Origin of the sequence: Serratia sp. ASV30, assembly GCF_016428815.1 — a bacterium.
GTDB lineage: Bacteria > Pseudomonadota > Gammaproteobacteria > Enterobacterales > Enterobacteriaceae > Chania > Chania fonticola_C.
Map to the genome: position 1 here is coordinate 1 of NZ_JAELTL010000045.1, position 26,098 is coordinate 26,098.

Genomic DNA, 26,098 nt, shown 5'->3' on the forward strand with positions numbered 1-26,098 from the left:
CCCCCCCCCCCCCCCCCCCCCCCCCCCCCCCCCCCCCCCCCCCCCCCCCCCCCTTTTTAGATGTGTATAAGAGACAGTTGCGGGGCCGACCCCGATGTGGATCTGGTTGCCGCAAATTTCGAACGCGGTGCGGTATTGTGGATGATACCAGTGCCCTTGAACCTGTTTTAGGCAAGCCGTTTCACTAGCCACCGGCAGAAAGCGGCGTGCAACGTGGCCAACTTCACCTTCTACGGCGTCACCCGTCCACTTAAGGCGCATTGGCTGATGGGCCGAGAGCGATACCGCATAACCATCTCCACTTTGATACAGCGGTTCGTTGGTGCCCAGATAAGCCACGTTGCCCCCTTTAACCTCCAACCAGTATGGTTCCGCCTGGGTGGCGTAGATGCCATCTGGGATCGCCGTGCTGCGTTGGGGCAGCGGTTCATTCAGCAGCGCCGCCATCACCTGTAAAATAATGGCAAAGCTGTCGCAATCTTCACGGTTGGCGACCAGCAGGGCACCGGCTTGCCGGTCCGGCGCCAGCAGAAAATAGGTCTTGTAGCCTGCATGAGAACCGCCATGGCCCAGCAAAGTCTGGCTGCCAAGCGGCGTTTGTGCCAGCCCTAGTCCGTAATGGCTGATTTGGCCCTGGCTGAGCTTACGTGGGGCACTTAGCTGCGTCAGAACCCCTTTGCCAGGGCCGCTATTGGCCAGCAGGCATTGCAACCAGCGGGTGAGGGCGTTGGCGCTCCCCGTCAGGCTGCCAGAGGCGGAGAGATGCAAACCAGCACTGGTTTGCTGCCAACCTTTGGCCGAGTGCCAATAGCCCGGAGCCAGCCCAGGCACCACATCAAACCAGCCTTCGGGAGCTTGTAGCTGCACGTCCAGAGGGCGGGCCAGATGCTGCTGAACCAGAGCATCAAAAGCGTAGCCTTTAGTCTTCAATGCCGCCTCTACCAGACGGTAACCGGTATTGGTGTAGGTGATCTCACTGCCTGCGGGGTAGTTGAGCCGGGTTAAACCATGGATAAACTCCATCACCGGTTGGGCTTCACTGACGGTGTTGCTCGAGACGCCAAGCAGCCCCAGCGTTTGCCGAATATCGGGTAGCCCGCTGGTCATGTCCAAAGCCTGTCCTACCGTCACCTCCGCCAGTTGTCCCTGCAATTCTGGCAGTAGACTGCCAAGGCGATCGTCAAGCCGCAGGGCGTTGTCGGTGGCATTGAGCGCCAGCGCGGCAAAAATATGTTTGGTGATCGAGGCATAGCGCACCACGGTATCGGTAGTGAAAGGATCGCGGCGTGCCAGATCGGCCAGCCCTGCACATACCACCGCCTGGGTCGTATCAGTATCAAACAGGGTGATAGCCCCACCGGGTTGGCCTGCGGTTTGCCAGCCTGCCAACAGTTGAGCGGCGGCTGCCTGTGCGGCGCGCCAGTTTAGCGGGGTGTCAGACATAGTTTCCTCCTGAGATAACGAACGCCACACATCACCGTGGCCGACTACACACGAGTGTCTACCGCAGCCAGGATAAAGAAGTGGATGGCGGGTATGGCAAGGGTGGTCTTTCAATCCCTGATCTCTGGCTTGCAACGGGTTGGCATGGGATGAAAGAGGCCCAATTGTGGCGCAAGGAAAAAGTCACGGGCCGCTGTTTTGTGCGCTGTTCAGACCAGTGGGCAACCTTTCCATCAAAATTGGGATGCAGTGCTCAAATCATCATGGAAGGGCGTGAAAGACAGGAGGGGATAATGGTGAGGGCAAGGTCAACTCCGGCGCAATAGCGGCACCGGAGTTGTGGCGGATTAGCGTTGTTGTTCGCCCCAGGCCAGCATGCTTTCTATCATCTGCTGCAACAGGCGTTGTAAAGGTGCAGCACGGACGGCATCAAATTCAAATGTCTGCTCGGACATATAGTTCACCTGTGCCAGCTCCAGCTGCACCGCGTGCTGGTTTTCCTGCGGTTGACCATAGGCACGGGTGATGTAGCCCCCTTTAAAGCGCCCGTTCAGCACGTGGCTGAACTGTTGTTGTTGCTGACAACAGGTGACCAGCCTGTCACTCAGTGAAGCAGGGCAGCTTTCACCACCGTTAGTGCCGAGGTTGAGATCGGGTAGCTTACCGTCGAACAGGCGCGGTATCACAGAGGCGATCGAGTGGGCGTCAAACAGTAAAGCGTAACCGTGTTGGGCTTTTAGCCGTGTCAGCTCATTCTGTAGTTGCTGATGGTAGGGCTGCCAGATGTTTTGCAGATATCCGGCCCGTTCTTGGTCAGAAGGGGCGGCGTCCGGTAGAAAACTGGGGCGGCCATCGAACAACACATCAGGAAACAGACCGGTGGTGGCAGTGGTATAGAGCGGTTTGTCATCTGCTGGGCGGTTGAGGTCAATCACCAGGCGCGAATAGTTACCCACCAGGATGCTGGCACCCATGGCACGGGCAAAATCGTACAGCCGTGGGATATGCCAGTCGGTGTCTTGCAGGGGGTGGGCCTCATCGGTCAGCCCTTTCTCAACCGCTGGCGTCAAGCGGGTACCAGCATGGGGAATACTGATCAACAGCGGCAGTTGGCCGCTCTGGAACTCGAAAGGATCGCAAATCATTAACGGACTTCTCCTCGGAAAATCACCGTGCAGGGCAGTTGACCGCCCAACCAGTAAGCCAGCTCTGCCGGGCGTGCCAGCGGCCAGTGAACAAAATCGGCCACTTTGCCCACTTCCAGCGAGCCGTGGGTTTCCTGCAGGCCCAAAGCCTTGGCGGCATGCAGCGTTACGCCTGCCAGCGCTTCTTCCGGCGTAAGACGGAACAGGGTGCAAGCCATATTAATCATCAGACGCAGCGATAGCGCGGGCGAGGTGCCAGGGTTGGCATCGCTGGCAATAGCCATCGTTACGCCGTGCTTGCGGAACAACTCAACCGGTGGGCACTGCGTTTCACGTAACAGGTAGTAGGCACCTGGCAACAGCACCGCCACGGTTCCGGCTGCCGCCATCGCTATCGCATCTTGTTCGGTGGCATATTCCAGGTGATCGGCGGAAAGGGCATGATGCCGTGCCGCCAATGCGCTACCGCCGAGCGCTGAAAGCTGCTCCGCGTGCAGTTTTACCGGCAGGCCAGCAAGCTCAGCGGCCGCGAAAACCCTCTCAACCTGCTCAGGGGAAAAGGCCAGGTGTTCGCAAAACGCATCCACTGCATCTGCCAGGCCAGCTGCTGCGGCTTCAGGGATGATGGTATTGCACACCAGGTCAATATAGTCGTCGCTGCGTCCGGCATATTCCGGTGGCAGGGCATGAGCGGCCAGGCAGGTAGTTTTCACTTCGACTGGCAATTTTTCTGCCAGACGACGCGCGACACGTAGCATTTTCAACTCGCTTGCTAGCGTTAAGCCATAGCCGGATTTGATTTCTACGCAGGTGACACCCTCAGCCAGCAATGGCCGCAGGCGGAACAGTGCTTGTTCCAGCAACAACTCTTCTTGTGCATCGCGCGTGGCCTTGACCGTGGAGATAATGCCCCCGCCCTGAGCAGCAATTTCTGCGTAGCTTACCCCGTTCAAACGTTGTTCAAACTCACCACTGCGGTTGCCGCCAAACACCAGGTGCGTGTGGCAATCCACCAGGCCGGGGGTGATGATGCCACCGTCAAGCTTCACCGTTTTGGTCGCGGCCAAGGCAGGCATGGCGGCCTGTTCACCCATCCAGACAATCTTGCCTGCGCGTACGGCGATCGCGCCGTTGCTGATGATGTGATACTTGCCGTCACGCATGGTGACGATATCGGCCCCGTGCCACAGGCTGTCGCAGTGGATCTCAGACGTCATGGTGTTCCCGCTCCCACATGGTTGTATATACAATTAAAAACAACCTAGCGCATTCGCCGGTCTGCGACAAGAGAGGGGATAAAAATTTGTTACCAAGATGTGATGAAACGCGAAAAAGGCAGGGATTAGCGTCACTGGACCCAACCAATGGGGCGCATGCTGCGCCCCATTGGTAACACGTTTGGTCTAACTCAAACCTGATTGGTAAAACGGCCAAACAGTTGATAGCGGCTGCCTGGATAGAGCAGGCGGGCGGAGGTTACCACCATTTTGCCAGACCAGGTGCGCCGATGGATCAGCAGGCCCGGTTCGTGGTCTTCCAATTGCAGCAGTTCGCGCTCTTGCTTGGTTGGCACGACGGCTTCGACAATATGTTCACCTGCGGTCAACGGGGCGGATTGGGTCAGGTAAATATAGGGCGTGACCCGATCGAAATCCTGCTTCATATAATCCGGGGCCGCCAGCGGGTTGACGCAGCGATCTTCCACCTGCACCGGCACGTCATTTTCATAATGCACAATCTGCGAGTAGAACAACTGCTGACCCGGCAGGATCCCCAATGCCGTCGCTTCCTCTGCGCTGGCCGGGCGGGCGGTCAACTGCAAAATTTTACTGCTGTGGCGGTGCCCACGGGCGGCGATCTCGTCGGCGATATTATGCACTTCCAGCAACGCGGTGTGTGCCTTGGCCTCGGCCACGAAGGTGCCTACACCCTGCATGCGGATCAAAAAGCCCTCGCTGGTCAATTCACGCAAGGCCCGGTTGATGGTCATGCGGCTGACGCCCAGCTCGCTGACCAGTTCACTTTCCGAGGGGACGCGTTGGTGCGGCTGCCAGTGACCCGCACGGATTTGGCTTACGATGGCCTGTTTGACCCGTTGATAGATCGGGGCGGGGGTCTCGCTCATTGCTGCAGCCAACTGCAACACGGTCTGTTGATCTACCACGACGTTAACCTCGTCAAATAAAAAAATAATAACACCAGTTTACTGTTGATGTTGAAGATATGTATATGTATATACAAGTAAGCGTCCGTTCACCAGATGAATGAAACTGGTTTACAAATTTTTTACCTGCGCGGCGTGACAGTCGTGCGTTCTTAGCCGTTACACCTACTTTGGAATACTGCTATGCCTGCTTATTTTGCCTCTCGCGCACTGCTTCCGACCGGTTGGGCCCATAACGTACGGCTCGAAGTTGATGCTCACGGTCAATTGGTCAAAGTGACCCCCAATGCCGACCCTGACGGTTGTCTGCGGCTGCACGGTGACGTGGTGCCGGGCATGCCGAACCTGCACTCTCATGCCTTCCAGCGCGCGATGGCCGGGCTGGCAGAGGTAGCGGGCAACCCACAAGATAGCTTCTGGACCTGGCGCGATCTGATGTATCGCCTGGTTCAGCGCTTAACCCCGGAGCAGGTTGGTGTTATCGCCCGTCAACTGTATATCGAAATGCTCAAGGGCGGCTACACTCAGGTTGCCGAGTTCCATTATCTGCATCACACACCGGAAGGAAAAGCCTATGCCGACCGGGGCGAGATGACCGGGCGCCTCAGCGAGGCCGCGCTTCAGGCTGGCATTGGCATGACCCTATTGCCGGTGCTCTACAGTTACGCCGGGTTTGGTGCCCAGCCTGCGCAAGCGGGGCAACGGCGCTTCATTCAGAGTGCAGAGAGCTACCTCGAACAGCAACAGGTGATAGCTCGCCAACTGGCAGGTCAGCCATTGCAGAATCAGGGATTATGTTTCCATTCGCTGCGGGCGGTTGAACTGGGGCAGATGCAGCAGATCCTGGCGGCATCTGACCAGGCGTTGCCGGTACATATTCATATCGCCGAGCAGCAAAAAGAGGTTAACGACTGCCTGGCCTGGAGCGGTCAACGCCCGGTGGCCTGGCTGTATGAACATTTGCCGGTGGATAGCCGCTGGTGTCTGGTGCATGCCACTCATCTGGATCGTGAAGAGCTTGAGCAACTGGCTCGCAGCAAAGCGGTAGCCGGATTATGCCCGACCACCGAGGCCAATCTCGGTGACGGCATTTTCCCAGGCGACAGTTACCTGCATCACCAGGGGCGCTGGGGGATCGGTTCGGACAGCCACGTTTCCCTAAACGTGGTGGAAGAATTACGCTGGTTTGAGTATGGGCAGCGGCTGCGCGATCAACGCCGTAACCGCCTGACCACGCCGGAGCAACCCGCCGTAGCCGACGTGCTTTATCAACAGGCATTACGGGGCGGCGCTCAGGCCTGTGGTACGGCAATTGGCAAGCTGGCGGTAGGCTATCGTGCGGACTGGCTGGTGTTGGATGGTGACGACCCGTATCTGGCATCTGCGCCTGATGCATCTATCCTCAACCGCTGGTTGTTTGCCGGGGGCAAAGAGCAAATCCGCGACGTATTTGTTGCTGGTCGGCAGGTGATTGAGCAGGGGCGTCACGCGTTACAACAGCAAAGCAGCGCTGAGTTCCTACAGGTACTGAAAACGTTCCAACAGGAGGCATGATGAAACTGAACCGTTTCGATTTTGCCGAACTGCCGGTCAGCCCATGGCGTAATGGCGGCGGAGAAACCCGTGAAATTACCTGCCAACCGCCGGGTAACGCCGAATTCGGCTGGCGCGCCAGCATTGCTACCATCGCGCAGGACGGGCCTTTCTCGGCCTTTAACGGTATTGACCGTTCCATCACTTTGCTAGAAGGCAATGGCGTACATTTGTACAGCGAAGGACTGATCGATCACCAGCTGCAGCGCATCGGTGAGCCGTTTGCCTTCTCTGGGGATGTGGCGCTAGAGGCCAGATTATTAGGCGGCAGCAGCCAGGATTTCAACATCATGACGCGGCGTGGCCACTACCAGGCGCAGGTGCAACGCATTGCTGAGACCATCGGGCTGTCGTTACAACATGCCGGAGTGTTGTATGTGTTGCGAGGGGAATGGCAGTTGCCGGATGGAAGCTTGCTGGGCGCACGCCAGGGATGCTGGTGGCTACCAGGGGATGGTCCGCTGCGGCTGGTGGCTCAGGGCAATGATGCTCAGGTCTTATGGGCAGATATCGTGCCTGCCACGCTGTTGTAGGGGCGCTGTAGGCCGCGTCCGCGTATTCTTTGTCACCAATCTGGACTATTCCGATTACTCAGCCAAGGCTGACGTGAGAAGATAGCATCTAGAGAGGCCGGGCTTGCATACCTTGGGCTCTTACAGGATCGCCAACCACTTCGGTTGGCGATTCACTTTCCCTCTTTCAGCATGTTGATCGCCGCAGCGATCAGGATGCGCTGCTCAATATCGTGACTTTCCGCCAGATGCTGCGCCAACTGCCTGGAAAGGCTCCCCACCGACAATTCCTCGCCGCGATGACGTAACTGCATCACGCTGTCGCCAATCAATCGGGCAACCTCATCCCATACTGGTTTGATCTCCTGTTCCGAGAACTTCATAGCTAACCTCGGCTGGGTGATTTTTGCTCAATGTAGCAGTTGCCAACCGGTAGCGCTACCCGTCAGGCCATAGAGAAAATAAAACCGGAAGTATAAAAATTATCCCATCAGTGTTTCTTCTGGTTTTTATATTCAATACTGGATTGGTCAATTCAACGAGAGGGGCGCAACCATGAAACTGGTCGAACAATTAGCGGCTTATTATCAACTTAGCCGACATGCCGAAGTGAACAATCGCTGGTGCCGTTGGTGGCTACCGCAGGGGGAAGCCCGGATGGCCTATTTGCGAGAGCTGTTTGAGCCAGTGGCCAAAGCGCCTCCTACCCGAGCGGGAGAGGCGGCTAACAAAATGCAGGATTAACCGAAGACGATAGCCGCCCAGCGCAATAACAGCAGGGCCAGACAGATCAGCACCAGGATCACAAACATTTTCCAGTGTTTGGTACGCATACGCTTGGTTGGCAATTCGGGGTTCCTTATTTTCCTTTAGACGCAGAGATACCAACTACCCAGAGCGATAAGGGTGATGGCTATAAAGGTGATGATTTTCAGTAAATCACTGAAGGTGTCATCGGGATCTTGCTCTGCCTGGTTCATTTTCTGCCCTGGCAGGTTGGCTGCCATTGAGGACGTCTTGATCCACAGTATGAATGCTGCACTGCGATACGCACAGAACTTTACCGTAAAGTCAGGTAAAAAGCAGGGGCTGCGAGCCTGCGCGACAACGTGATGGATGCAGACGTGAGGGAATACGGTGTAATATTGCCTGAGCACCTGTGACTCAATCAATAAAGGTAAAGCAATGGCCATTCCTGAAAAGTATGAAAATGTAGAACGTTGGGCGTTTGGTGATACCGAACAGCAGGCGGATGAGTTGGTGAAGCTGGTGCTGGATGGGGTCAAGACCGCCACCTGCTCCAATCTGGATGGCGAAGGGATCCCACAGCCTGGCGATGTCTTTGTGGTGGTGGACGGCAAGAACGAGCCAGTGTGCGCCATTGAGCTGACGAAAGTGGATATGAGCACCTATGAACAGGTGGATGCGGCTCATGCCTTGGCGGAAGGTGAAGGCGATCGCTCGCTGGATTACTGGCGCAAAGAGCACAAACGCTTCTTTGAAGAGTATGAACTGTTCTCACCGGATATGACGTTGGTGTTGATGCATTTCAAGGTTATCGAAAAGTTCTGAGTGATGTCACTGCCTGAAGTGCCCTACGTGTGTCAATGGGCGACGCCAGAGCTGGCTGCCAATCTGATTGCCGGGCGTGCTACGTTGGCGGATGATGCCAACTGGGTGCAGAGCGGGGCGGCTAGTCCGGCGGAATATGTCGAGTGGGCCAACCACGTGTGCGGTATGGCCTGTCTGAAAATGGTGCTGACGCACCGGGACGGTACGGCACCGCCATTGCTGGAGCTGGCACGCCGCAGCTTGCCTTACGGGGCCTATGTGCGTGACGGAGAACGGATCAAGGGGCTGATTTATGCGCCCTTTGTGAAGTTTGTGCGTGAACAGTTTGCGCTAACGGCAGAGGTGCGAGTCAATCTCGATGAACATCAGTTGCCGCCGCTATTGGAGCAACACCGCTATTTTATCGCCTCGGTGCATCCGAGTATCCGGCAACCAGCGATACAGCCGCCAGCGCGGGGTGGGCATCTGGTGCTGGTGTTCGCTGCGGATCGGCATAGTGTCACCTTTCATAATCCTTCCGGTGATAGCCTCGCCAGCCGTCAGAAGGTGACAATGTCACTGGCAGATTTCGGCCGTTTCTTTGCCGGGCGCGGTATCGCCATCGCATAAAACAACGTGCCGTGCCCAATGGGAACACGGCGCGTCCTTTCTCCTGAATCTCTCTACTCCAGCCGCATCACCCAGGCATCCGCATGTCGATCGTAATGCTGTTTGTACAGCAGCGACTGCTGGCCATCCAGCATAGCCGGAATACTGGTGTGCTCGTCCCAACCGTCCAGTTGCATGCACAGGTCGGGGTCTGATTTGCAGGGGATCGCCAGGGTGCTTTTCCCTTCGGCGTGTTCAGATGCTGGCGTTAAATGCGCGTCATCAACCTCGAAGCTGCCTATTTTCACGACGGTTTTGCCCATTGGAACTCCTTGCTGAAGCTAGTGGTATGAGGTGTGACCAGTTGCGACCACCCACTAAGCATAGACAAACAGGCGAAAAAGTCACAAAAAAAGTAGTTATCGGCCCACCGGACACTGCTCGTAACACTAGACCCAGCCGTTAATACTGACTTAATTGCCACGATAAATATTAACGTTTCTCACTATCGCACTCCTTAACAATTTTAAAGTCGAGGTATGGCGAGTTTTTCTGGAGTAAAATTTGTTAATAATATGAAAAATGGTTTTTTATCCTTATTTTATTAAAGGCAGATAAATTCCGCTTAAGCTAAATTTATTAATCTATATTTAACCACGAAAGCCTGTGTCATCAGGTTTTTGCCGCCAGGGTTCGCTAGCAAAAAAACAGAACCCGGTTTGAGCGTCGTCTTTTGGCAGTTTTTGGCAGTATGTGAGTCCACCAGAGAATTTCCATACGCAACCTGGTTGCATGAATACACATCGGTGTAAGTTGTTATTGGGAGTTATCATGGGCGAAAAAAAGAGTTTATTACTGGCCTTGCTGGCTGCTGCGACCTTGTCATTGGCTTCAGGTGTGCAGGCTGCGGGGACTTTGACAGGGCAAGTTGGCATTCAGTTGACGATCGGTAGCGGATGTACCGTGGGTAACGGCGGTGCAACCGGCGGTGCCAACCAATGGGGGACCTTGAACTTTGGCAGTTACTCCGATCTGACCAGCGTGATCAACGGTACGGTATTTGGTGCCAATGGTTCCAGCGCGGTCACCATCACCTGCAGCACTGGCCTGAGCCCAACGCTGTCGCTCAATGGCGGGCTGGCGGCAACGGGCGCGCTGCGTGCCATGAGTTCCGGCGGCGATACCATTCCTTATCGCCTCTATTCTGATAGTGCGCGTACCACGGAAATCGCCATTAATACGCCGATTGCCTTGACGACGGGCACGACCGCACAAAACATCCCGATTTATGGCCGCGTATTACCTGGCGACCAGCTCAGTACCACACCAACCGCAGGGACTTACAACGATACCGTAGTTGCCACGCTTTCCTGGTAAGGCTGTTATTCCGTCGGGGGCGAATCAGCCCCTGGCTGGTTTTCTCTACGGGAAGGAACGAGCATGGGGATCAAGGTATTGCTGCTGTTGCCAGCGATCTTGTCGCAGTCTTTACTGCTCAACATTCCCTTAGGTCAGGCGGCGACGATCGGCATTGCAGCCACGTTGCTGCCCGCCTGTGAAGCGGGAACGACAACGTCGGGCAATACCAGCTTTGGCACGATGAATTTCGGCACTTTTGCCGCTGTGAACACTGTGATCAACGCGACCAGCGCCCAGTTGGCGGGCTCAATCCGTGTCAAATGCGTCAGTGGTCTGAGTTATAAAATCTTGCTGGATGGGGGCAGCAGTGGCGTGGTCACGAATCGCAAAATGGTGAATACCAACAATAGCTCGATTAGCGTGCAGTACAACCTTTATACCAACCAACCCGGAGGGACGATTTGGGATAACACCACCGGGCTGAGTGACACCGGCAACGGAGCCGATCAATGGCACACCGTCTATGGCCGTGTTCCGGCGCAAACCACACCGGCTGCCGGTGTTTATCTGGATACGGTGAATGTCACCGTGTCCTGGTAGCGGGGGGCATTGATGCGCCATGTCTCCTTGATCCTGCTACCGTTGATGATGTGCGGTGCGCTACGTGCTGCCACGCCAACCACCACGACCTTTACTGTGACGGCAACCCTGACCAACGGCTGTGCTTTTGGCAGTTCGCTTTCCAGTCCCACCTCCAATCTTGGCACCATCAATTTCGGATCCATGACGACCATTACCAGTAATGTCGATACCGTGAGTACCGCCGGTGCCGGTTCGGTGGTGGTGACCTGTACGCCGGGAACGACGGTCACCATTGCTATGGATTACGGGACTCACGGTGGCAGCGCCACCCGGCGTTTCATGCAAAACACCGCCAATAGCGACACTCTGGGTTATCAGCTGTTTCGCGATGCCAACCGTAGTCAGGTCTGGGGCAATGGCGCATTGGTGATGTCTATCCCCAGTTTTCCCAGTACCACACAAACCTACCCGGTTTATGCCCGGTTATACGCCGTGACCACACTGCCTTCGGCAGGAACTTATACCGATACGGTCACCGTAACATTAACTTATTGAATCATCAGGATATGAGCTATGTCGACCTTGTTTACCCGCATTATCAGCGCTGTAGTACTGAGTTACACCCTGTGTGCTTCAATCACGGCACAAGCCGCCAGCTCGGTGCTGGTTTGGCCGGTATATCAAATCATTGAGTCCGATCAGAACGGCTCTGCATTATGGCTGGAAAATCGCGGGGCAGAGCCCGTTTCTCTCCAGGTGCGGGTGCTGGCATGGAAACAGGAAAATTTTAATGAGCGCTATGCCGATCAGAATAATGTGGTCGCCAGTCCACCTTTTGCTACCGTACCGCCGGGGCAACGCCAACTGATCAGGTTGATCCGCAATACGCCGGTACCGGCCAATACCGAGCAGGCGTACCGCATCATCGTTGATGAAATCCCGTCGCCGATCAGTGGCGCTGCCGGGGGGCAAAGTAAAGCGGTGGTCGGGCTGCAGTTACAGATGCGCTATCTGCTGCCGCTGTTTATGGATGGTGCTGGCTTGTGGACCAACGAACGTAGCGATATCAAACGCGATGCTGCCACGGCGACGCGTCCAGTGCTGCAATGGCGCACGGTCAATGACGGCGGGAAAACCTATTTACAGGTTCGTAATAGCGGCATTGTGCATGCGCGGCTGAGTAATGTGTTCTGGTCAGAGAAAGGCAACCAACAGCAGGGCGTGAAAACCATGATCGCGGGCTTTATGGGCTACGTCTTACCAGGGCAGTCAATGCGCTGGCCGGTTCCTGCCGGGGTTAGTCCTGGTGCGCAACTCAATGCGCAAATTGCCGATAACACCAAACCCATCGTCATTCCGCGCGGCGAATAGCGGCAGGAAGCGCGACGAATGCCGATCCGAGCCATTACTCGTCCCGGTCATCAGTATCCGCTGTATTGCCGGGGCGGTCTGTGCCTGCTATGCCTGAGTACCTTCTGCGTTCAGGCGCAGGAGTACTCATCATTGCCCGATGCCCCGCGTGCGGCACCGGTGATCACCAATGCAATGTTCTACCTGACCCTGGTCGTCAATGGCCAGAGCGACGGCCAGGTGGTTCCTGTAACCTATCGGGAAAATGCGTATTACGTAGAGGCCGGCGTGCTGGCAAAGAACCACGTACGGACCAATGGCCAGCAAGGGTTGATTAAGGTCGAGGAGTTGCCAGGGGTGAAGGTGAAATATGATTCTGCCGCCCAGCAGCTGATTTTTCAGGTACCGGATACCTGGCTGCCAAAACAGGACGTCGGCGGCGGCGAGCTGATGAATTACACCGTGGCGCAAAGTAGCACCGGTCTGCTGCTAAACTACGATTCCTATTATACCGATCCCCACGAAGGTTCCAGCTCGGTTGCCACCTGGATGGAGCAACGCTTGTTCAGCAATGCGGGGATTATCAGTAATACCGGGACCTATCGCTACAATATCGACACCGTATCGGGCGACGGCGGCAGTGCCGTTCAAGACCGCTATTTGCGCTACGATACGTTCTGGCGTTATAGCGATGAACAAGATCTGATCAGCTATCAGCTTGGGGATTTTGTCAGTAACTCGCTAACCTGGAGTAATTCGGCCCGCATGGGGGGATTACGCATCAGCCGCAATTTTGCCCTGCGCCCGGATCTGGTGACCTATCCGCTGTTGCAATATAGCGGTACCGCAGCGGTCCCCAGCACTGTGGATTTATTTCTCAACGGCTTTAAGGCCAGCAGCAATAACCTGAACTCCGGGCCGTTTACCCTCACCAATGTGCCTTACATCAACGGGGCCGGTGAAGCGACGATCGTTACCACCGATGCGGTCGGGCGCCAGGTATCAACCACGGTGCCGTTTTATGTATCCAACACCCTGCTGCGTAAAAACCTGAGCGACTTTGATGTGTCACTCGGCGCGGTGCGCCAGAATTATGGCATCTCTAATGGCGATTATTCAGATGCAGCCTTCAGCGGAATTTACCGCTACGGGCTGAGTAACTATTTGACGCTTTCTGGGCACAGCGAGGCCACGCAAGGGCTGGCGCTCGGCGGGTTAGGGGCCGATATTGCGGTGGGAACCTGGGGGACGCTAAGCCTGTCTGGTAGCCAGAGCAAAGCCAACCATCCGCCAGTAGCGACCAGCGATGTGGTGAATGATCAGATTGTCCTGCCAAATACACCAGGTATGTCTGGCACCAATCAGGGTATTGATAATCCGCTGGGAACTAACGTGACGGACAAAAAAGACGGTAGTCAGTACACGTTGGGCTACTCCTATAATTCGACGTTATTCAGCTTTTCGGCACAGCGGGCCTCGCGCACCGTGGGCTATCAGGATCTCACATCTTACACCAGCAATACCCGCCTGAGCCGTCAATCCGATCAGGCCACCTTCAGCGCTTCGCCGTTCGGCTCAAGCAATGGCACCCTGGGCTTGGGCTATTACGACGTCCAGGCCTATGATAACTCTCATACCCGCCTGGTGAACTTCTCTTACAGCCGTGCCCTGTGGGGGCAGAGCAGCATGTTTGTCTCACTCAACAAAACGTTGGGGGATAACGGCTACAGTGCGCAGCTGCAATTCATTATTCCACTGGGCAGTGATGTCAGCCTCAATGCGGGGTTGGCACGTAACAATAATGGGCATTATCAGCAGCAGGTGGGGGCCAGCAAGGCGGCTCCCACGGATGGCGGCATGGGCTGGAACCTGGCTTACAGCGGCGGTGGTGATGGCTATCAACAGGCCGATGCCACCTGGAAAACCCGCTATGCTACGCTGCAAGGCGGCATCTTCGGCCCACAAGGGGAATACACCAATTGGGCAGACCTGAGCGGCTCAGTGGTGTTCATGGCCAACTCCTGGTTCCTGTCGGACAAGATCAACGACGCGTTTATCGTGGTGGATACCGACAATTACGCCGGGGTTTCGGTACTGTACGAGAATCAGAAGATGGGCACCACCGACAGCAACGGGCATCTGCTGATCCCGTCGATCAGCTCGTACTATCCGGCCAAGGTCGAGATCGACACGCTGCCGTTACCGGCGGACGTGGTGGCCAACCAGGTCAACAATCGCATTGCCGTTAAGCAAGGTAGCGGGATGGTGGTGAAATTCCCGGTACAAAAAGTCCTTTCGGCCAATATCACGCTACATGACCCCGCCGGGCAACCGCTGAAGCTGGGCACCTTGGTCACGGAACAAACCACGCAACAAACCACCGTTGTCGGTTATGACGGGCTGGTGTACTTCTCGCATTTACAACCCCATGGCCAGTTAAGTATCCAGCGGGAGGATCGCTCGGTATGCCGTGTGGGCTTCGACCTGAACCCTAATTATCACAGCATTGAACAGGTCGGGCCGCTGGTCTGCCAAGGCAGTGCTGAAGAGAAGAAATCATGATTATGCTATTACGATGGATGCGAGCAGGATTGGCATTGATGCTGTTGGTGGGTTTTATTCCATCAGGAAGGGCGGGCTGCACGGCTACTCCCACCAACGGTTCGCTGGGCACGCAAAACTCCTTTGCGGTCAGCAGCGCCCCATTGGTCACCTCCGTAAGTAGCGGGCTGACCTGTACTGGCGGGTTGCTCAATATTGGCGGCACCAATACCATTACCGCCACCATCGGCACGACGTTGCACCCTGTCAGCACCCAGCCACGTTTATTCAGCGCGGCTACCGGCCAGTATTTGCCTTATAGCCTGTGCCAGGATGGTGGCTGCAGTACGCTTTATAATCAGGGCAGCGTTATTACCTGGAGTAATACCACCGCGTTGGGTTTACTCGGTTTGTTCACCGGGCCAAACAGTACGCTGCCGATTTTTATTCGACCGCAAATGAACTCTAATCTGGCTGCCGGCACTTATACCGACACCATCCCGATTACCTGGTCCTGGAGCATCTGCTCAATTGCGGTAGGCAATCTGCTTTGTCTCCCTGATACCGGTAGTATAACGAGCGGTTCCAATATTAATCTGTCGCTCGTCATCACCAACTACTGCTATATCGACAGCGCGCCGAACGTCGGTTTTGGGACTGCGGCCTTGCCGTCTGGCCTCACCGCGGTTGTTGGCAATACCATCAGCGTACGTTGTACCCTAAATGCCAGCTATTCTGTCAATCTGACCAGCAGCGTCGCCAGTTCGGGGCAATATCGGCAAATGGCGTCTACGGTAAACGGCACCACCAGCTATATTCAGTATCAGCTGTTCAAGGGGGATAGCACCGTTTGGACCGCCGCCACCAATAGCAACGCGACGGGCACGGGCACCTCGCAATCCTTCCCCTATACTGCTTCGGTTAATCTCTCGCAAAATAACCAGCCAGCAGGGAGTTATAGTGACACTGTAACGGTGACCGTGGCCTATTAAACGTTATTGATGGAAATCCAACACTCCATCACGCACCAGTTCGCGGGGCAGGCTGTTTTTAATCCGGCTGCCGATCAGTTTGGCCAGCCCTAGCGGCTGATGCTGATAAGTGACGATACACTCATTGCTTTGTGGGAGTTGCGAGGGGTAGAGATCGCGGCCATGAAACCACTCCTGGGCCAGCGCCGCATCAAGCTCAAACGTCTGTGGGTTGCCACTGGCAGCCAAGGCGATCACCGCCTCATGCTGCCAGCGGAACCCTTTTGGGAAGCGTTCCGCCAACTTAAGGCCAATGCGTGAAAAACGCACTTTGCTGACTAAAGGCTCCAGCTCGGCGGGGAACAGCCAGATTTCTTTATCCCGCGCCCATAATTTGCTGGTGTCATCCCAGGTTAAGCCAGAAGCTGCGGCAGCCTGTGCCACCAGTGCGGACTCCTGGGCCGAGAGCGGGGTGAAGGGGAACTTACCCAGTTTATAGCTCGGTTTGGCCAGGGCCGGAACGCTGTGATTTTTACGCAGCCGGGCGACAAAGAAGCCTTCACTGTCATAAATCTGCGGGAATACGTGCAGGAAGCCTTCTGGGGTGAGAGCAAGCTGTGCCTGTGGGAACAGATCGTCCAGTGGCTCTACGCTGACGGCATCGCCGTAGGTGGCCAACAGTTGATGCACCACTTGCTGATTTTCCTGAGCATTCAACGTGCAGGTGGAGTAAACCATCACGCCGCCGGGTGCCAGGGCGTGGAAGGCGCTGTCGATCAGTTCCCACTGGGTTTGCGCGATGCTCGCTACGCTTTCTGGTGACCAGTTGCTCATGGCATCCGGATCTTTACGCACCACGCCCTCACCAGAGCAGGGCGCATCCAGCAGGATGGCGTCAAAGCTTTCCGGTAAGGCGGCGCCAAACACCCGGCCGTCGAAATGGGTCAGCGCCGTATTTTTGACGCCGCAGCGGCTGATGTTGGCATGCAACACCTTGACTCGGCTGGCCGAATATTCATTGGCGACAATGCCGCCCTGGTTGCCCATCAACGCGGCGATCTGGGTGGTTTTGGAACCCGGCGCGGCGGCGACATCCAGCACCCGGCGCGGGGTCTCACGCCCGGCAAACAGGGCGCTCACCGGCAGCATGGAGCTGGCTTCCTGAATGTAGAACAGGCCGCTTAGATGCTCTGCTGCGCTACCCAGCCGTAATGCTTCGTCCTCGCGCTCGATCCAAAAGCCTTCGGAGCACCAGGGGATGGGTTCCAGCCGCCAGTCGTAGTCTTTTACCAGCGCCAGAAAGTCGGCAACGCTGATTTTCAGCGTGTTGACCCGCAGGCTACGCCGCAAGGGTTGTTGGCAAATAGCGATGAAGTCATCCATGGATAAATGGTCAGGCATGATGGCGCGAGTCGCGTCGAGAAACGCAGGAGGCAAAAAAGCAGGGGCAGGTTTAGCCACAGGGAGCTCTCAGGGCGGAAAAAAATCGAAGGGGCTAGTTTACCATAAACCGCCTGCCTGAGAATACCGGCAAGTTACGGTCAATGAGATGGATGACAAAGCAGCAATGATAGGGATTATTCAGGTGGCGGCAGCTTCGGTACGGTGAACTCGGCAGGGTTCAGAACATTGAACCCTGCCGATAGCTATCAGTTATCCCTCGGGATGGCGGTGCCCCATTCGCGCCAATCTTTCGGCTCTTCCGCATTCAGCAGGAAGTGTTTGTTCGGCGTGGCTTTAGGGGCCAATGGAATGCTTGGTGGGGTGGCAAAGGCAATACCACCGCGAATAAACTGCTGGAAGGTACCGCTCTTTATCACACCGCCCGTCAGGCCAAACTGCAGGTTATAGCCAGAGGCCAGCCAGAAGACGCTGTTGTTACGCACCAGATGCTGGTATTTCTTGCTGACGCGCAGTGAGACGTGAACACGATCTGACATCGCCCCCAGATAGAAACCGGTCACGGTACCCACCTCAATGCCACGGAACAGGATCGGCGTGCCGATTTGCAGCGAACCGGTTTCTGCGGCGTCCAGGATCACGCTCAGCCCATCCAGGTAGCGGGAGTCGGTAATGCTGGCTTCCTGTAGCTCAAAAGTGCGCATTGAGCCGCCGTGGCCAGGTTCCACGTTGATATAGGGCTGCAACAGGGAGTCCAGATTATTGACCCCCGCGGCAGAAATCTCCGGTGACACGATGGCGAAACGGCTGCCGAGACGGGCAAAGGTTTTCACATACTCTGGGTACAATACTGCTTTTGCCAGCACCTCGTTACGCTCCGGTGCCAGTTTCAGAGATTCAAGCTGGCCGATATCAATGCCCAGATAGCGTATTGGCATGCCAGGGGACAGTTTGCTGGCATCATAGGTGCGTAGCGTGATCTGGCTACCCACGGCTCGAGCGGCGGTTTCGGAGGCGTACAGCACGCGTTTGGCCCCTTTATCCAGCGTAACGCCCTGCAGGTTATCAAAGCTGATGGCGCCTTTCAGCGCGCGGTTGAGCGGAGAAGCCTGCACCGTGAGGCCGCTGCCGTTCAATTGCACCTTGGCACCACCTTCCGCCCAGAAAATGCTTTCGCTGGTTAACAGCTTGCGGTATTCCGGGCTGATATAGACCTCAACGTCAAACTCGTTGGCTTTGGGCCGTACGTTGACAATCTCACCCACCTGGAACTTGCGGTATAACACCACCGAGCCGGCTTGCACATCTGGCAGGCTGGCAGCGGTAAGCGTCAAGGTCGGCAGTGGGTTGTTGCCGACGATGCCCTCGGCGGCTTTTTCCGCGTTGCTGTACAGCGGATACTGAGCGTCCGGTTCGCCTTTACCTCCTGGGATCAGGCGTACGCCGCCGTCCAGCCACTCCTGGGCGCTGGCACCCAACACCTGCACGCCGTCCAGCCCGAATTTGACATCCACACGGCTGTTGACCACGAATTTACTGTCTTTATGCAGCAAACTGCGGTGTTGAGGTTCGATCGCTGCCGTAAAGGTTACGCCGCTGTCGGTCAGGGTTCGTGTCAGGATCTGGCCAATCTTGATGCCGTGCACGATTAACGGTTGCCCGACGTCGATGCCGTAGCTTTGCGGGGCATTCAAAGTGACCGTTACCACGCCAGGCTGTTGCAGCAGCGTTTTACTGCTGTCCAACACGGTAAAGTGCTGCTGGGGTTCTCCATCACCCGGCACCAATTCCAGGGTGTTGCCGGTCAACAGCTGGCTTAGCTTGGCGTCGTTAAGGCTGATTTTTGGGCTGCGCATCTCAATGCGCGTGCCACTACGCATCAGATCGACCACCGAAGGATCGATGGTGAGTTCGCCGGTTACCTTGCTATCCTGTTGCAGAGCCAGGCGAGTCAAGGTGCCGACCTGCAATCCTTGATACATCAGCGGCGTGCGCCCCTCGCTCAGGCTGTTGCCGTCGGGCAGGTCCAGCGTGATATTCACCCCGCGTTGGCTGCGGGCCAGGTCCGGATACAGCGTATAGTTTTGATCGGCTTTGGCCTGCTTGCCGTCGAGCGGGGAATCAAAGGCTATCGCACCATTTACCAGCGCTGCCAGGCTTTCCATCTGCACGCTGGCACCGGACAGGCTGAAATCGCCTTTAAAACCGGAAACGTTCCAGAAGCGGGTGTTATCCTTCACCAGATTGGCAAAGCGGCGGTCGATCAGCACGTCGATGATCACGCCCTTGTTACCTGGCGAAATAGTGTAGTCGTAAACTTTACCAACAGGGATTTTGCGATAATAGACCAGCGAGCCAGTGTTCAGGGAACCGAGGTCGTCTGCTTGCAGGTGGATCATCAGCTCACCGGTGTTCAGACGGTATTTCGGCTGCGTGTCCAACGCGGTGAAGTGGGTTTGTGGCTTGCCCCGGCCCGGCATCATGCCGATGTAGTTACCCCCTACCAGCGCATCCAGGCCGGAAACCCCGGCCAATGAGGCTTTAGGGGTTACCAGCCAAAATTGTGTGCCTTCCCGCAGTGAGTCTTCCAGATCGCTCTTGATACTGGCTTCAACCACGATACTACGCAGATCCTTGCTCAGCGAAATGCTTTGCACGGTACCCACCTCCACACCCTGGTAACGTACCGGCGTGCGGCCAGCGACAATACCTGCCGCAGACTGGAAGTCTATGGTGACGCTATTGCCGCTCTCCTGGTAATTGGTATAGACCAGCCACCCGGCAATCAGCAGGGCGATAAACGGCAGTAACCAGAATGGCGAGATACGGCGCTTGTTTTTGACCCGCGCCTCAGTCGGCGTATTCGGCGTTTCCTGTTGCATGTGCATCCCAAATCAATCGGCTGTCCAGCCACTGTACGGCAAGGATAGTTAAAATAACCGCAGACCCAAAGTAAAAAGCTGCTGGCCCCATAGTAAAAGATAACAGTTGGTCGCGATTGATCAGCGACATCATCAACGAGATCACGAACAGATCGAGCATCGACCAGCGGCCAACCCAGGTGACCAGCCGGAGCAGCCGGATACGGGTTTTGAGGCTGTGCGACGTTTTGAAATGAATGCTGAACAGCAGCACCAGCAGTACGATCACCTTGGTAAAGGGTACCAGGACACTGGCGATAAATACGATGGCGGCGATCGGCATATTACCCGAATTGGCCAGCGAAACGACGCCGCTGAAAATGGTATCTTCCATACGCGCGCCGTTGGCGTAAACCACCGAGATCGGCAGCAGGTTGGCGGGGATCAGCAGCACGATGGCGGCAATCAGCGCGGCCCAGGTTTTTTGCAGGCTGTAAGGTTGGCGATGGCACATCGGCACATGACAGCGGGGGCAGCGGCCACGCTCATCCTGAAAACCGGTAAAATGGCAGGCCAGGCAGACGTGTAACGCCTCTGGTTTACCCTCTGGCTGTTCCTGCGGATAGTAGCGTTCCCACATCTGCTCCAGGTTCATGTGGATCAGCGTCAGCAGGCTGAGCAGGGTCAATGCCAGATAGGCAATCAGGGCGCTGCCGGGGTGAATATCTGCATATTCCTTGACCTTGATCGCCGCGACCACCATACCGATCAGGTAAATATCGAGCATGATCCACTCTTTCAGACGCTCCAGCATCAGCAGCACTGGCCGAAGGTTCATGCCGAGCGCATGGCCAAACCACAGATACAGCAATGACAGTGATAGCGTCAGCGGCGCACCGATAGTGCAGAAGGCGACCATACTGGCAGTAAACGGATCACCCTGGCTGCTCATTTGCCAGATGCCTTCCAACAGGCTAGCGTTAATCTTCGTGCCGAGCAGGCGAATGCTGATCAACGGCTCGCTAAAGGCAAAGGGCATCAGCAACAGCATGGTGACGGCTACGGCGGTCAGGCGAGTCATTGACCAGTCGCGGCCATTCACCACCTTGGCGTTGCAGCGTGGGCAGTAGGCGGCCTGATTGCGGGTTAACGACGGCAACGTGAACAGCAAATCGCATTCACAACAGCGTTGGTGGCGAGCCTTGGAGAGCGGGCCGGTAATGGCGAGTATCTTCATCATGAGTGCTGTTTGGCGACCTGAGGTCTACTTAGCGTAGCTGGAAAACCAACCCGTCAATGCCATCAACCGGTAAAAAGGGATTGGCATCGCAGGTTACAAATGATTTTTAGACGGCAAACATACCCTGTTGTACCGTGTTTTGTGAAGCAACAGATGATTAACCTTGTGGCTATACGCATTTAATGCTTATTTTATAGGGGTTAAGTCTGGGCTATTTGAGTATTTGAACGGTTAATCATGACTAAAGAATCATTCTACGCGGAATTAAAACGCGATTTGAGCGCATTGCTGGATGGGGAAGATAATTTTATCGCCGCATTGTCTAACGCCAGTGCGCTACTCAATGAGCGTCTTGATGACGTAAACTGGGTCGGTTTTTACCTGATGGAAGGCCATCAACTGGTGCTAGGCCCGTTCCAAGGCAAGATTGCCTGCGTGCGGATCCCGTTGGGTAAGGGCGTGTGCGGTACGGCAGCGGCGCAGAACCAGGTGCAGCGCGTTGGCGATGTTCATGCATTTCCTGGACATATCGCCTGCGATGCCGCCAGCAACGCGGAAATTGTGTTGCCGTTAGAGGTCAGTGGTCAGGTCATCGGTGTTCTGGATATCGACAGCACAGTTTATCAACGCTTCGATGAACAGGACGAAATCGGCCTGAAAGCAGTGGTGGCGGGGCTTTGCGCACGGCTGGCACAGAGCAATTTTGCGAAATATGTCACTGTAGCGGCAAGTTGATCTACGGTTAACGTGGCATTTAGCGATGGCGTCATTATAATGACGCCTGTTCATGCCTGCGGCTTGTTGGCAACCCGTTGTAATCAGGAAATTTCATGGAAAATCAACACAAGTTGAACACAGTTAAAGAAGTCATTGCTTTTCTTGCCGAGCGTTTCCCGCTCTGCTTTAGCGCCGAAGGCGAAGCACGCCCGCTGAAAATCGGTATTTTTCAGGATCTGGTAGAACGTGTACAAGGGGAAGAGAACCTCAGCAAAACTCAGCTGCGTTCAGCTTTGCGCCTGTATACCTCAAGCTGGCGTTACCTGTACGGTGTCAAAGTTGGCGCCCAGCGTGTAGATCTGGACGGTAACCCGTGCGGTGAGCTGGAACAGCAGCATGTCGATCATGCTCGTCAGCAGCTTGAAGAGGCCAAAGCGCGAGTTCAGGCGCAACGTGCCGAACAGAATGCCAAAAAACGTGAAGCTGCTGGTGAGTCTGCCACTGCCGAGCCTCGTCGTCCGCGTCCTGCCGGCAAAAAGCCAGCCGTACGTCGTGAAGGCGGAGCCGCAGCAGAGAACCGCAAGCCGCGCACACAACAAGCACGCCCACAGCAAGCTCGTGAACCTCGTGTAGCCAAAGAGGCCAGCCAGCCGCGTCATGTGCCAGTCACAGACATCTCAAAACTGCAAATTGGCCAGGAAATCAAAGTCAGAGCAGGTCAGAGCGCGATGGACGCAACCGTACTCGAAATCGCTAAAGATGGCGTTCGTGTACAGCTCTCCTCCGGTCTGGCGATGATTGTGCGCGCAGAACACTTGCAGTTCTGATACGGAGGCCAACCAAGGCATGAACAAATTTGTCAGATTAACCGCAGTTGCGGCTTTGCTGTGGGCCGGTGTCAGTTACGGAGCGGATACAGCCAACATCCGCATCGATCAACTGCCCAAGCTTGAGCAGGAAGCTGAACATGCAACCGTGAGTGAGCGCGTAACCTCGCGCTTCACTCGCTCTCATTATCGCCAGTTTGCTCTGGATGCGGATTTTTCAGGCAAGATCTTCGATCGTTACCTGAATATGCTGGACTACAGCCACAATGTGCTGCTGGCCTCCGACGTCGCGCAATTTGCCGACAAACGCAGCACGCTGGGTGAAGAGCTGAAATCCGGCAAACTGGTTACGCCTTATGCGCTGTTCAATCTGGCGCAAAAACGCCGCTTTGAGCGCTATCAGTATGCGCTGTCACTGCTCGACAAGCCGATGAACTTCACCGGCAATGACACCATTGACGTAGACCGCAGCAAAGCGCCGTGGCCGAAAGACAAGGCCGAATTGGATCGCCTGTGGGACGCCAAGGTCAAATACGATCAGTTGAACCTGAAGCTGACCGGCAAAACGGATAAAGAGATCCGTGACACATTGACCAAGCGTTATCAGTTTGCGATCAAACGCCTGACGCAAAGCAACAGCGAAGACGTGTTCTCGCTGATCATGACTGCGTTTGCCCACGAAATCGATCCGCATACCAACTACCTGTCGCCACGCAATACCGAACAGTTCAATACCGAGATGAGTCTCTCGCTGGAAGGGATTGGTGCCGTGTTGCAGATGGATGATGATTACACCGTGATCAACTCCATGGTGGCAGGCGGCCCGGCAGCCAAGAGCAAGGCGATCGCCGTGGGCGACCGTATTGTCGGCGTTGGCCAGGCAGGCAAACCGATGGTGGATGTGATCGGCTGGCGTCTTGACGACGTCGTCTCGCAGATCAAAGGGCCGAAGGGCAGCAAGGTTCGCCTGGAGATCCTGCCGGCAGGTAAAGGCACCAAAACCCGTATTGTTACGCTGACTCGTGAGCGTATCCGTCTAGAAGATCGCGCAGTCAAAATGACGATCAAGACCGTCGGCAAGCAGAAGGTCGCGGTGATGGACATCCCTGGCTTCTACGTCGGCCTGACCGATGACGTAAAAGTCCAGCTGCAAAAAATGGCCAAGCAGAATGTCGACAGTCTGATTATCGATCTGCGCGGCAACGGCGGCGGAGCATTGACCGAGGCGGTATCGCTTTCCGGTCTGTTTATCCCAAGTGGCCCAGTTGTTCAGGTGCGTGATAACAACGGCAAGATCCGTGAAGATGCGGATAACGACGGCGTTGTCTACTACAAAGGCCCGCTGGTGGTGCTGGTTGACCGCTTCAGCGCCTCCGCTTCTGAGATCTTTGCTGCGGCAATGCAAGACTATGGCCGTGCGCTGATCGTGGGCGAGCCTACCTTCGGTAAAGGCACGGTGCAGCAATACCGTTCACTGAACCGGATTTACGATCAGATGCTGCGCCCTGAATGGCCCGCGCTGGGCTCTGTCCAGTACACCATCCAGAAGTTCTACCGCGTTGACGGTGGCAGCACCCAGCGTAAAGGCGTCACACCAGATATTCTGATGCCAACGGGGATCGATCCGGCAGAAACCGGCGAGAGCTTCGAAGATAACGCCATGCCGTGGGATAGCATCAATGCAGCTGCCTACACCAAAACCGGTGATTTGAAGCCGTTTGAACCGCAACTGCTGAAAGACCATGCGCAGCGTATCGCCAAGGATCCCGAGTTCCAATACATCGCGCAGGATATTGCCCATTACAAGGCGTTGAAAGACAAGCGCAACATCGTTTCTCTTAATCTGGCTATCCGTGAGAAAGAGAACCATGACGATGATGCTACGCGCCTGAACCGTATTAATGAGCGCCTGGAGCGTGAGGGTAAGAAACCGCTGAAGTCCCTGGAAGATCTGCCAAAGGACTACAAGGAGCCGGATCCGTATCTGGATGAAACGGTCAAGATCGCGCTGGATCTGGCCAATAACGAAAAGCAGCAGCCATCGCAACAGACGGCCGCCGCCAAGTAAGTTATTTGCGGATTTAACGTTATCGAGCGCACCTACGGGTGCGCTTTTTTTTCGCTATACTCGCACTAAAATTTCTGTTGGGGTCTCCACCCTGTGCTCCGAGATCGTTTACACTTTGTAAAACCCTTGTTTCTTCGTGACTTTGTAAAGTTACGTATTTTTAGTGGCTTAATGGCCTGCTAATCTTGAAATTGTGACCAATGCCCATAAGATCTGGGTATCTGAGGTCGCCTTTTGTTAACAAATAACGAGGAAGTAAACATTCTATGATGCGTATAGCTTTGTTCCTGCTCACCAACCTGGCGGTGATGTTGGTTTTCGGGCTGGTGCTTAGCCTGACAGGGATCCAATCCAGTAGCGTTCAGGGCCTGATGATCATGGCCGGTCTGTTCGGTTTTGGCGGTGCATTTGTTTCACTCCTGATGTCCAAATGGATGGCGCTGCGCTCCGTCGGTGGGGAAGTGATTGAACAGCCGCGTAACGAAACCGAACGCTGGCTGTTGGACACGGTGCGTCGCCAATCGCAGCAGGCGGGTATCGCCATGCCGCAGGTGGCTATCTACCAAGCGCCTGACATTAACGCCTTTGCAACCGGCGCACGCCGCGATGCATCGCTAGTGGCGGTTAGTACCGGCTTGCTGCAAAGCATGAGCCGTGATGAGGCGGAAGCGGTTATCGCCCACGAAATCAGCCACGTTGCCAATGGCGACATGGTGACCATGACGCTGATCCAAGGGGTGGTGAACACCTTCGTGATCTTCGTGTCTCGCCTGATTGCTCAGGTGGCCGCCGGTTTCCTCGGTAACCGTGATGGGGAAGGCGAAGGTAACGGCAACCCGATGATTTACTTCGGTGTTTCGATGGTGTTGGAGCTGGTATTTGGTATTCTGGCCAGTATTATCACCATGTGGTTCTCACGTCATCGTGAATTCCACGCCGATGCGGGTTCAGCCAAACTGGTTGGCCGTGAGAAGATGATCGCTGCGCTGCAGCGCTTGAAAACCAGCTATGAACCGCAGGAAGCGGGCACCCTGATGGCTTTCTGCATCAACGGCAAATCCAAGTCGTTCAGCGAGCTGTTTATGTCGCACCCGCCGTTGGACAAGCGTATCGAAGCGCTGCGTTCCGGCCAGTATCTGAAATAACCCTGTATCAAGCAAAAAC

At 55.6% G+C, this 26,098-nt stretch carries 26 protein-coding genes; 15 read left to right on the forward strand and 11 right to left on the reverse strand.

Annotated features, from left to right (window positions below; all coding sequences use genetic code 11):
- From JHD74_RS18330 to hutC, 4 genes are all read right to left on the reverse strand, one after another.
- A partial coding sequence (locus tag JHD74_RS18330) for a serine hydrolase (protein WP_199063238.1) occupies positions 1-1,443 on the reverse strand: 1,443 nt, incomplete at its 3' end.
- 347 nt (positions 1,444-1,790) lie between these two features.
- Complete coding sequence (gene hutG / locus JHD74_RS18335; protein WP_199063239.1) at positions 1,791-2,588, reverse strand: N-formylglutamate deformylase; 798 nt, start codon at positions 2,586-2,588, stop codon at positions 1,791-1,793.
- Positions 2,588-3,805 (reverse strand): imidazolonepropionase, encoded by a 1,218-nt coding sequence (gene hutI, locus JHD74_RS18340; RefSeq protein ID WP_199063240.1) that lies wholly within the window; start codon positions 3,803-3,805, stop codon positions 2,588-2,590. Before hutI ends, hutG begins: the two co-directional genes overlap by 1 nt.
- Before the next feature lie 191 nt (positions 3,806-3,996).
- On the reverse strand, positions 3,997-4,752 hold the full coding sequence (hutC, locus tag JHD74_RS18345; RefSeq protein WP_074030943.1) for a histidine utilization repressor: 756 nt from the start codon (positions 4,750-4,752) through the stop codon (positions 3,997-3,999).
- Between the two features lie 183 nt (positions 4,753-4,935).
- Between hutC and JHD74_RS18350 the strand changes: the two genes are divergently transcribed.
- Complete coding sequence (locus JHD74_RS18350; RefSeq protein ID WP_199063241.1) at positions 4,936-6,306, forward strand: formimidoylglutamate deiminase; 1,371 nt, start codon at positions 4,936-4,938, stop codon at positions 6,304-6,306.
- Positions 6,306-6,878: a HutD family protein gene (locus tag JHD74_RS18355; protein WP_199063259.1), complete on the forward strand. Its 573-nt coding sequence runs from the start codon at positions 6,306-6,308 to the stop codon at positions 6,876-6,878. The genes JHD74_RS18350 and JHD74_RS18355 overlap by 1 nt, the downstream gene beginning before the upstream one ends.
- A 152-nt stretch (positions 6,879-7,030) precedes the next feature.
- On the opposite strand, the gene JHD74_RS18360 is transcribed toward JHD74_RS18355, so the two are convergent.
- Complete coding sequence (locus JHD74_RS18360) at positions 7,031-7,240, reverse strand: hypothetical protein (RefSeq protein WP_024529976.1); 210 nt, start codon at positions 7,238-7,240, stop codon at positions 7,031-7,033.
- Positions 7,241-7,412: 172 nt separating this feature from the next.
- Between JHD74_RS18360 and JHD74_RS18365 the strand changes: the two genes are divergently transcribed.
- Positions 7,413-7,601 (forward strand): hypothetical protein, encoded by a 189-nt coding sequence (locus JHD74_RS18365; RefSeq protein ID WP_074030945.1) that lies wholly within the window; start codon positions 7,413-7,415, stop codon positions 7,599-7,601.
- Here the strand turns inward: JHD74_RS18365 and yniD are convergent.
- Positions 7,598-7,705 (reverse strand): small membrane protein YniD, encoded by a 108-nt coding sequence (gene yniD / locus JHD74_RS26660; RefSeq protein ID WP_223499378.1) that lies wholly within the window; start codon positions 7,703-7,705, stop codon positions 7,598-7,600. The two genes, JHD74_RS18365 and yniD, sit on opposite strands and share 4 nt — an antisense overlap.
- A 21-nt stretch (positions 7,706-7,726) precedes the next feature.
- The gene (locus tag JHD74_RS18370; RefSeq protein WP_199063260.1) at positions 7,727-7,864 is read right to left on the reverse strand and encodes a hypothetical protein; all 138 of its coding nucleotides are present in this window, start codon (positions 7,862-7,864) and stop codon (positions 7,727-7,729) included.
- Between the two features lie 178 nt (positions 7,865-8,042).
- On the opposite strand from JHD74_RS18370, the gene JHD74_RS18375 reads away from it, so the two are divergent.
- Together JHD74_RS18375 and JHD74_RS18380 are read left to right on the forward strand one after the other, a co-directional pair.
- On the forward strand, positions 8,043-8,429 hold the full coding sequence (locus JHD74_RS18375; protein WP_021804633.1) for an ASCH domain-containing protein: 387 nt from the start codon (positions 8,043-8,045) through the stop codon (positions 8,427-8,429).
- 3 nt (positions 8,430-8,432) lie between these two features.
- Complete coding sequence (locus JHD74_RS18380; RefSeq protein WP_024529978.1) at positions 8,433-9,038, forward strand: hypothetical protein; 606 nt, start codon at positions 8,433-8,435, stop codon at positions 9,036-9,038.
- A gap of 53 nt (positions 9,039-9,091) precedes the next feature.
- Here the strand turns inward: JHD74_RS18380 and JHD74_RS18385 are convergent, their stop codons facing one another.
- A complete protein-coding gene (locus tag JHD74_RS18385) occupies positions 9,092-9,340 on the reverse strand; it encodes a DUF1480 family protein (RefSeq protein WP_021178226.1) in 249 nt (82 codons plus the stop codon).
- A gap of 508 nt (positions 9,341-9,848) precedes the next feature.
- Between JHD74_RS18385 and JHD74_RS18390 the strand changes: the two genes are divergently transcribed.
- The 6 genes from JHD74_RS18390 (at position 9,849) to JHD74_RS18415 (ending at position 15,841) form a co-directional block, all read left to right on the forward strand.
- The gene (locus JHD74_RS18390) at positions 9,849-10,394 is read left to right on the forward strand and encodes a spore coat U domain-containing protein (protein ID WP_024529979.1); all 546 of its coding nucleotides are present in this window, start codon (positions 9,849-9,851) and stop codon (positions 10,392-10,394) included.
- Between the two features lie 63 nt (positions 10,395-10,457).
- On the forward strand, positions 10,458-10,976 hold the full coding sequence (locus tag JHD74_RS18395) for a spore coat U domain-containing protein (RefSeq protein ID WP_074030947.1): 519 nt from the start codon (positions 10,458-10,460) through the stop codon (positions 10,974-10,976).
- Between the two features lie 12 nt (positions 10,977-10,988).
- Positions 10,989-11,513 carry a spore coat U domain-containing protein gene (locus tag JHD74_RS18400; protein ID WP_199063242.1) on the forward strand — a complete coding sequence of 175 codons (525 nt, stop codon included), beginning with the start codon at positions 10,989-10,991 and terminating at the stop codon, positions 11,511-11,513.
- An 18-nt stretch (positions 11,514-11,531) separates the two neighbouring features.
- Positions 11,532-12,329 (forward strand): molecular chaperone, encoded by a 798-nt coding sequence (locus JHD74_RS18405; RefSeq protein WP_024529982.1) that lies wholly within the window; start codon positions 11,532-11,534, stop codon positions 12,327-12,329.
- 18 nt (positions 12,330-12,347) lie between these two features.
- Positions 12,348-14,870: a fimbria/pilus outer membrane usher protein gene (locus JHD74_RS18410; RefSeq protein ID WP_199063243.1), complete on the forward strand. Its 2,523-nt coding sequence runs from the start codon at positions 12,348-12,350 to the stop codon at positions 14,868-14,870.
- Positions 14,867-15,841 carry a spore coat protein U domain-containing protein gene (locus JHD74_RS18415; protein WP_199063244.1) on the forward strand — a complete coding sequence of 325 codons (975 nt, stop codon included), beginning with the start codon at positions 14,867-14,869 and terminating at the stop codon, positions 15,839-15,841. The genes JHD74_RS18410 and JHD74_RS18415 overlap by 4 nt, the downstream gene beginning before the upstream one ends.
- Before the next feature lie 3 nt (positions 15,842-15,844).
- Here the strand turns inward: JHD74_RS18415 and rsmF are convergent, their stop codons facing one another.
- The 3 genes from rsmF to yebS form a co-directional block, all read right to left on the reverse strand.
- Positions 15,845-17,281: a 16S rRNA (cytosine(1407)-C(5))-methyltransferase RsmF gene (gene rsmF, locus JHD74_RS18420; protein WP_199063245.1), complete on the reverse strand. Its 1,437-nt coding sequence runs from the start codon at positions 17,279-17,281 to the stop codon at positions 15,845-15,847.
- Between the two features lie 188 nt (positions 17,282-17,469).
- Positions 17,470-20,103 (reverse strand): PqiB family protein, encoded by a 2,634-nt coding sequence (locus tag JHD74_RS18425; RefSeq protein ID WP_024529986.1) that lies wholly within the window; start codon positions 20,101-20,103, stop codon positions 17,470-17,472.
- Positions 20,072-21,319 (reverse strand): membrane integrity lipid transport subunit YebS, encoded by a 1,248-nt coding sequence (gene yebS, locus JHD74_RS18430; RefSeq protein WP_074031035.1) that lies wholly within the window; start codon positions 21,317-21,319, stop codon positions 20,072-20,074. The genes JHD74_RS18425 and yebS overlap by 32 nt, the downstream gene beginning before the upstream one ends.
- A 240-nt stretch (positions 21,320-21,559) precedes the next feature.
- Between yebS and JHD74_RS18435 the strand changes: the two genes are divergently transcribed.
- The 4 genes from JHD74_RS18435 to htpX all read left to right on the forward strand — a co-directional run bounded on the left by JHD74_RS18435 (position 21,560) and on the right by htpX (position 26,079).
- Positions 21,560-22,057 carry a GAF domain-containing protein gene (locus tag JHD74_RS18435; RefSeq protein WP_024529988.1) on the forward strand — a complete coding sequence of 166 codons (498 nt, stop codon included), beginning with the start codon at positions 21,560-21,562 and terminating at the stop codon, positions 22,055-22,057.
- Between the two features lie 95 nt (positions 22,058-22,152).
- Positions 22,153-22,866: an RNA chaperone ProQ gene (gene proQ / locus JHD74_RS18440; protein ID WP_024529989.1), complete on the forward strand. Its 714-nt coding sequence runs from the start codon at positions 22,153-22,155 to the stop codon at positions 22,864-22,866.
- A 19-nt stretch (positions 22,867-22,885) separates the two neighbouring features.
- Positions 22,886-24,934, forward strand: coding sequence for a carboxy terminal-processing peptidase (gene prc / locus JHD74_RS18445; RefSeq protein ID WP_024529990.1), 2,049 nt, complete (start codon positions 22,886-22,888; stop codon positions 24,932-24,934).
- 266 nt (positions 24,935-25,200) lie between these two features.
- Complete coding sequence (htpX, locus tag JHD74_RS18450; protein ID WP_021178212.1) at positions 25,201-26,079, forward strand: protease HtpX; 879 nt, start codon at positions 25,201-25,203, stop codon at positions 26,077-26,079.
- Positions 26,080-26,098 lie beyond the last annotated feature (19 nt).

What these genes read in the sequence shown, in the direction of transcription:
- hutG (WP_199063239.1), bottom strand. Translation starts at nt 2,588, where the DNA reads ATGATTTGCGATCCTTTCGAGTTCCAGAGCGGCCAACTGCCGCTGTTG.
- hutI (WP_199063240.1), bottom strand. Translation starts at nt 3,805, where the DNA reads ATGACGTCTGAGATCCACTGCGACAGCCTGTGGCACGGGGCCGATATC.
- JHD74_RS18350 (WP_199063241.1), top strand. Translation starts at nt 4,936, where the DNA reads ATGCCTGCTTATTTTGCCTCTCGCGCACTGCTTCCGACCGGTTGGGCC.
- JHD74_RS18355 (WP_199063259.1), top strand. Translation starts at nt 6,306, where the DNA reads ATGAAACTGAACCGTTTCGATTTTGCCGAACTGCCGGTCAGCCCATGG.
- JHD74_RS18360 (WP_024529976.1), bottom strand. Translation starts at nt 7,240, where the DNA reads ATGAAGTTCTCGGAACAGGAGATCAAACCAGTATGGGATGAGGTTGCC.
- JHD74_RS18365 (WP_074030945.1), top strand. Translation starts at nt 7,413, where the DNA reads ATGAAACTGGTCGAACAATTAGCGGCTTATTATCAACTTAGCCGACAT.
- JHD74_RS18370 (WP_199063260.1), bottom strand. Translation starts at nt 7,864, where the DNA reads ATGGCAGCCAACCTGCCAGGGCAGAAAATGAACCAGGCAGAGCAAGAT.
- JHD74_RS18375 (WP_021804633.1), top strand. Translation starts at nt 8,043, where the DNA reads ATGGCCATTCCTGAAAAGTATGAAAATGTAGAACGTTGGGCGTTTGGT.
- JHD74_RS18380 (WP_024529978.1), top strand. Translation starts at nt 8,433, where the DNA reads ATGTCACTGCCTGAAGTGCCCTACGTGTGTCAATGGGCGACGCCAGAG.
- JHD74_RS18385 (WP_021178226.1), bottom strand. Translation starts at nt 9,340, where the DNA reads ATGGGCAAAACCGTCGTGAAAATAGGCAGCTTCGAGGTTGATGACGCG.
- JHD74_RS18390 (WP_024529979.1), top strand. Translation starts at nt 9,849, where the DNA reads ATGGGCGAAAAAAAGAGTTTATTACTGGCCTTGCTGGCTGCTGCGACC.
- JHD74_RS18395 (WP_074030947.1), top strand. Translation starts at nt 10,458, where the DNA reads ATGGGGATCAAGGTATTGCTGCTGTTGCCAGCGATCTTGTCGCAGTCT.
- JHD74_RS18400 (WP_199063242.1), top strand. Translation starts at nt 10,989, where the DNA reads ATGCGCCATGTCTCCTTGATCCTGCTACCGTTGATGATGTGCGGTGCG.
- JHD74_RS18405 (WP_024529982.1), top strand. Translation starts at nt 11,532, where the DNA reads ATGTCGACCTTGTTTACCCGCATTATCAGCGCTGTAGTACTGAGTTAC.
- JHD74_RS18410 (WP_199063243.1), top strand. Translation starts at nt 12,348, where the DNA reads ATGCCGATCCGAGCCATTACTCGTCCCGGTCATCAGTATCCGCTGTAT.
- JHD74_RS18415 (WP_199063244.1), top strand. Translation starts at nt 14,867, where the DNA reads ATGATTATGCTATTACGATGGATGCGAGCAGGATTGGCATTGATGCTG.
- JHD74_RS18425 (WP_024529986.1), bottom strand. Translation starts at nt 20,103, where the DNA reads ATGCAACAGGAAACGCCGAATACGCCGACTGAGGCGCGGGTCAAAAAC.
- yebS (WP_074031035.1), bottom strand. Translation starts at nt 21,319, where the DNA reads ATGAAGATACTCGCCATTACCGGCCCGCTCTCCAAGGCTCGCCACCAA.
- JHD74_RS18435 (WP_024529988.1), top strand. Translation starts at nt 21,560, where the DNA reads ATGACTAAAGAATCATTCTACGCGGAATTAAAACGCGATTTGAGCGCA.
- proQ (WP_024529989.1), top strand. Translation starts at nt 22,153, where the DNA reads ATGGAAAATCAACACAAGTTGAACACAGTTAAAGAAGTCATTGCTTTT.
- prc (WP_024529990.1), top strand. Translation starts at nt 22,886, where the DNA reads ATGAACAAATTTGTCAGATTAACCGCAGTTGCGGCTTTGCTGTGGGCC.
- htpX (WP_021178212.1), top strand. Translation starts at nt 25,201, where the DNA reads ATGATGCGTATAGCTTTGTTCCTGCTCACCAACCTGGCGGTGATGTTG.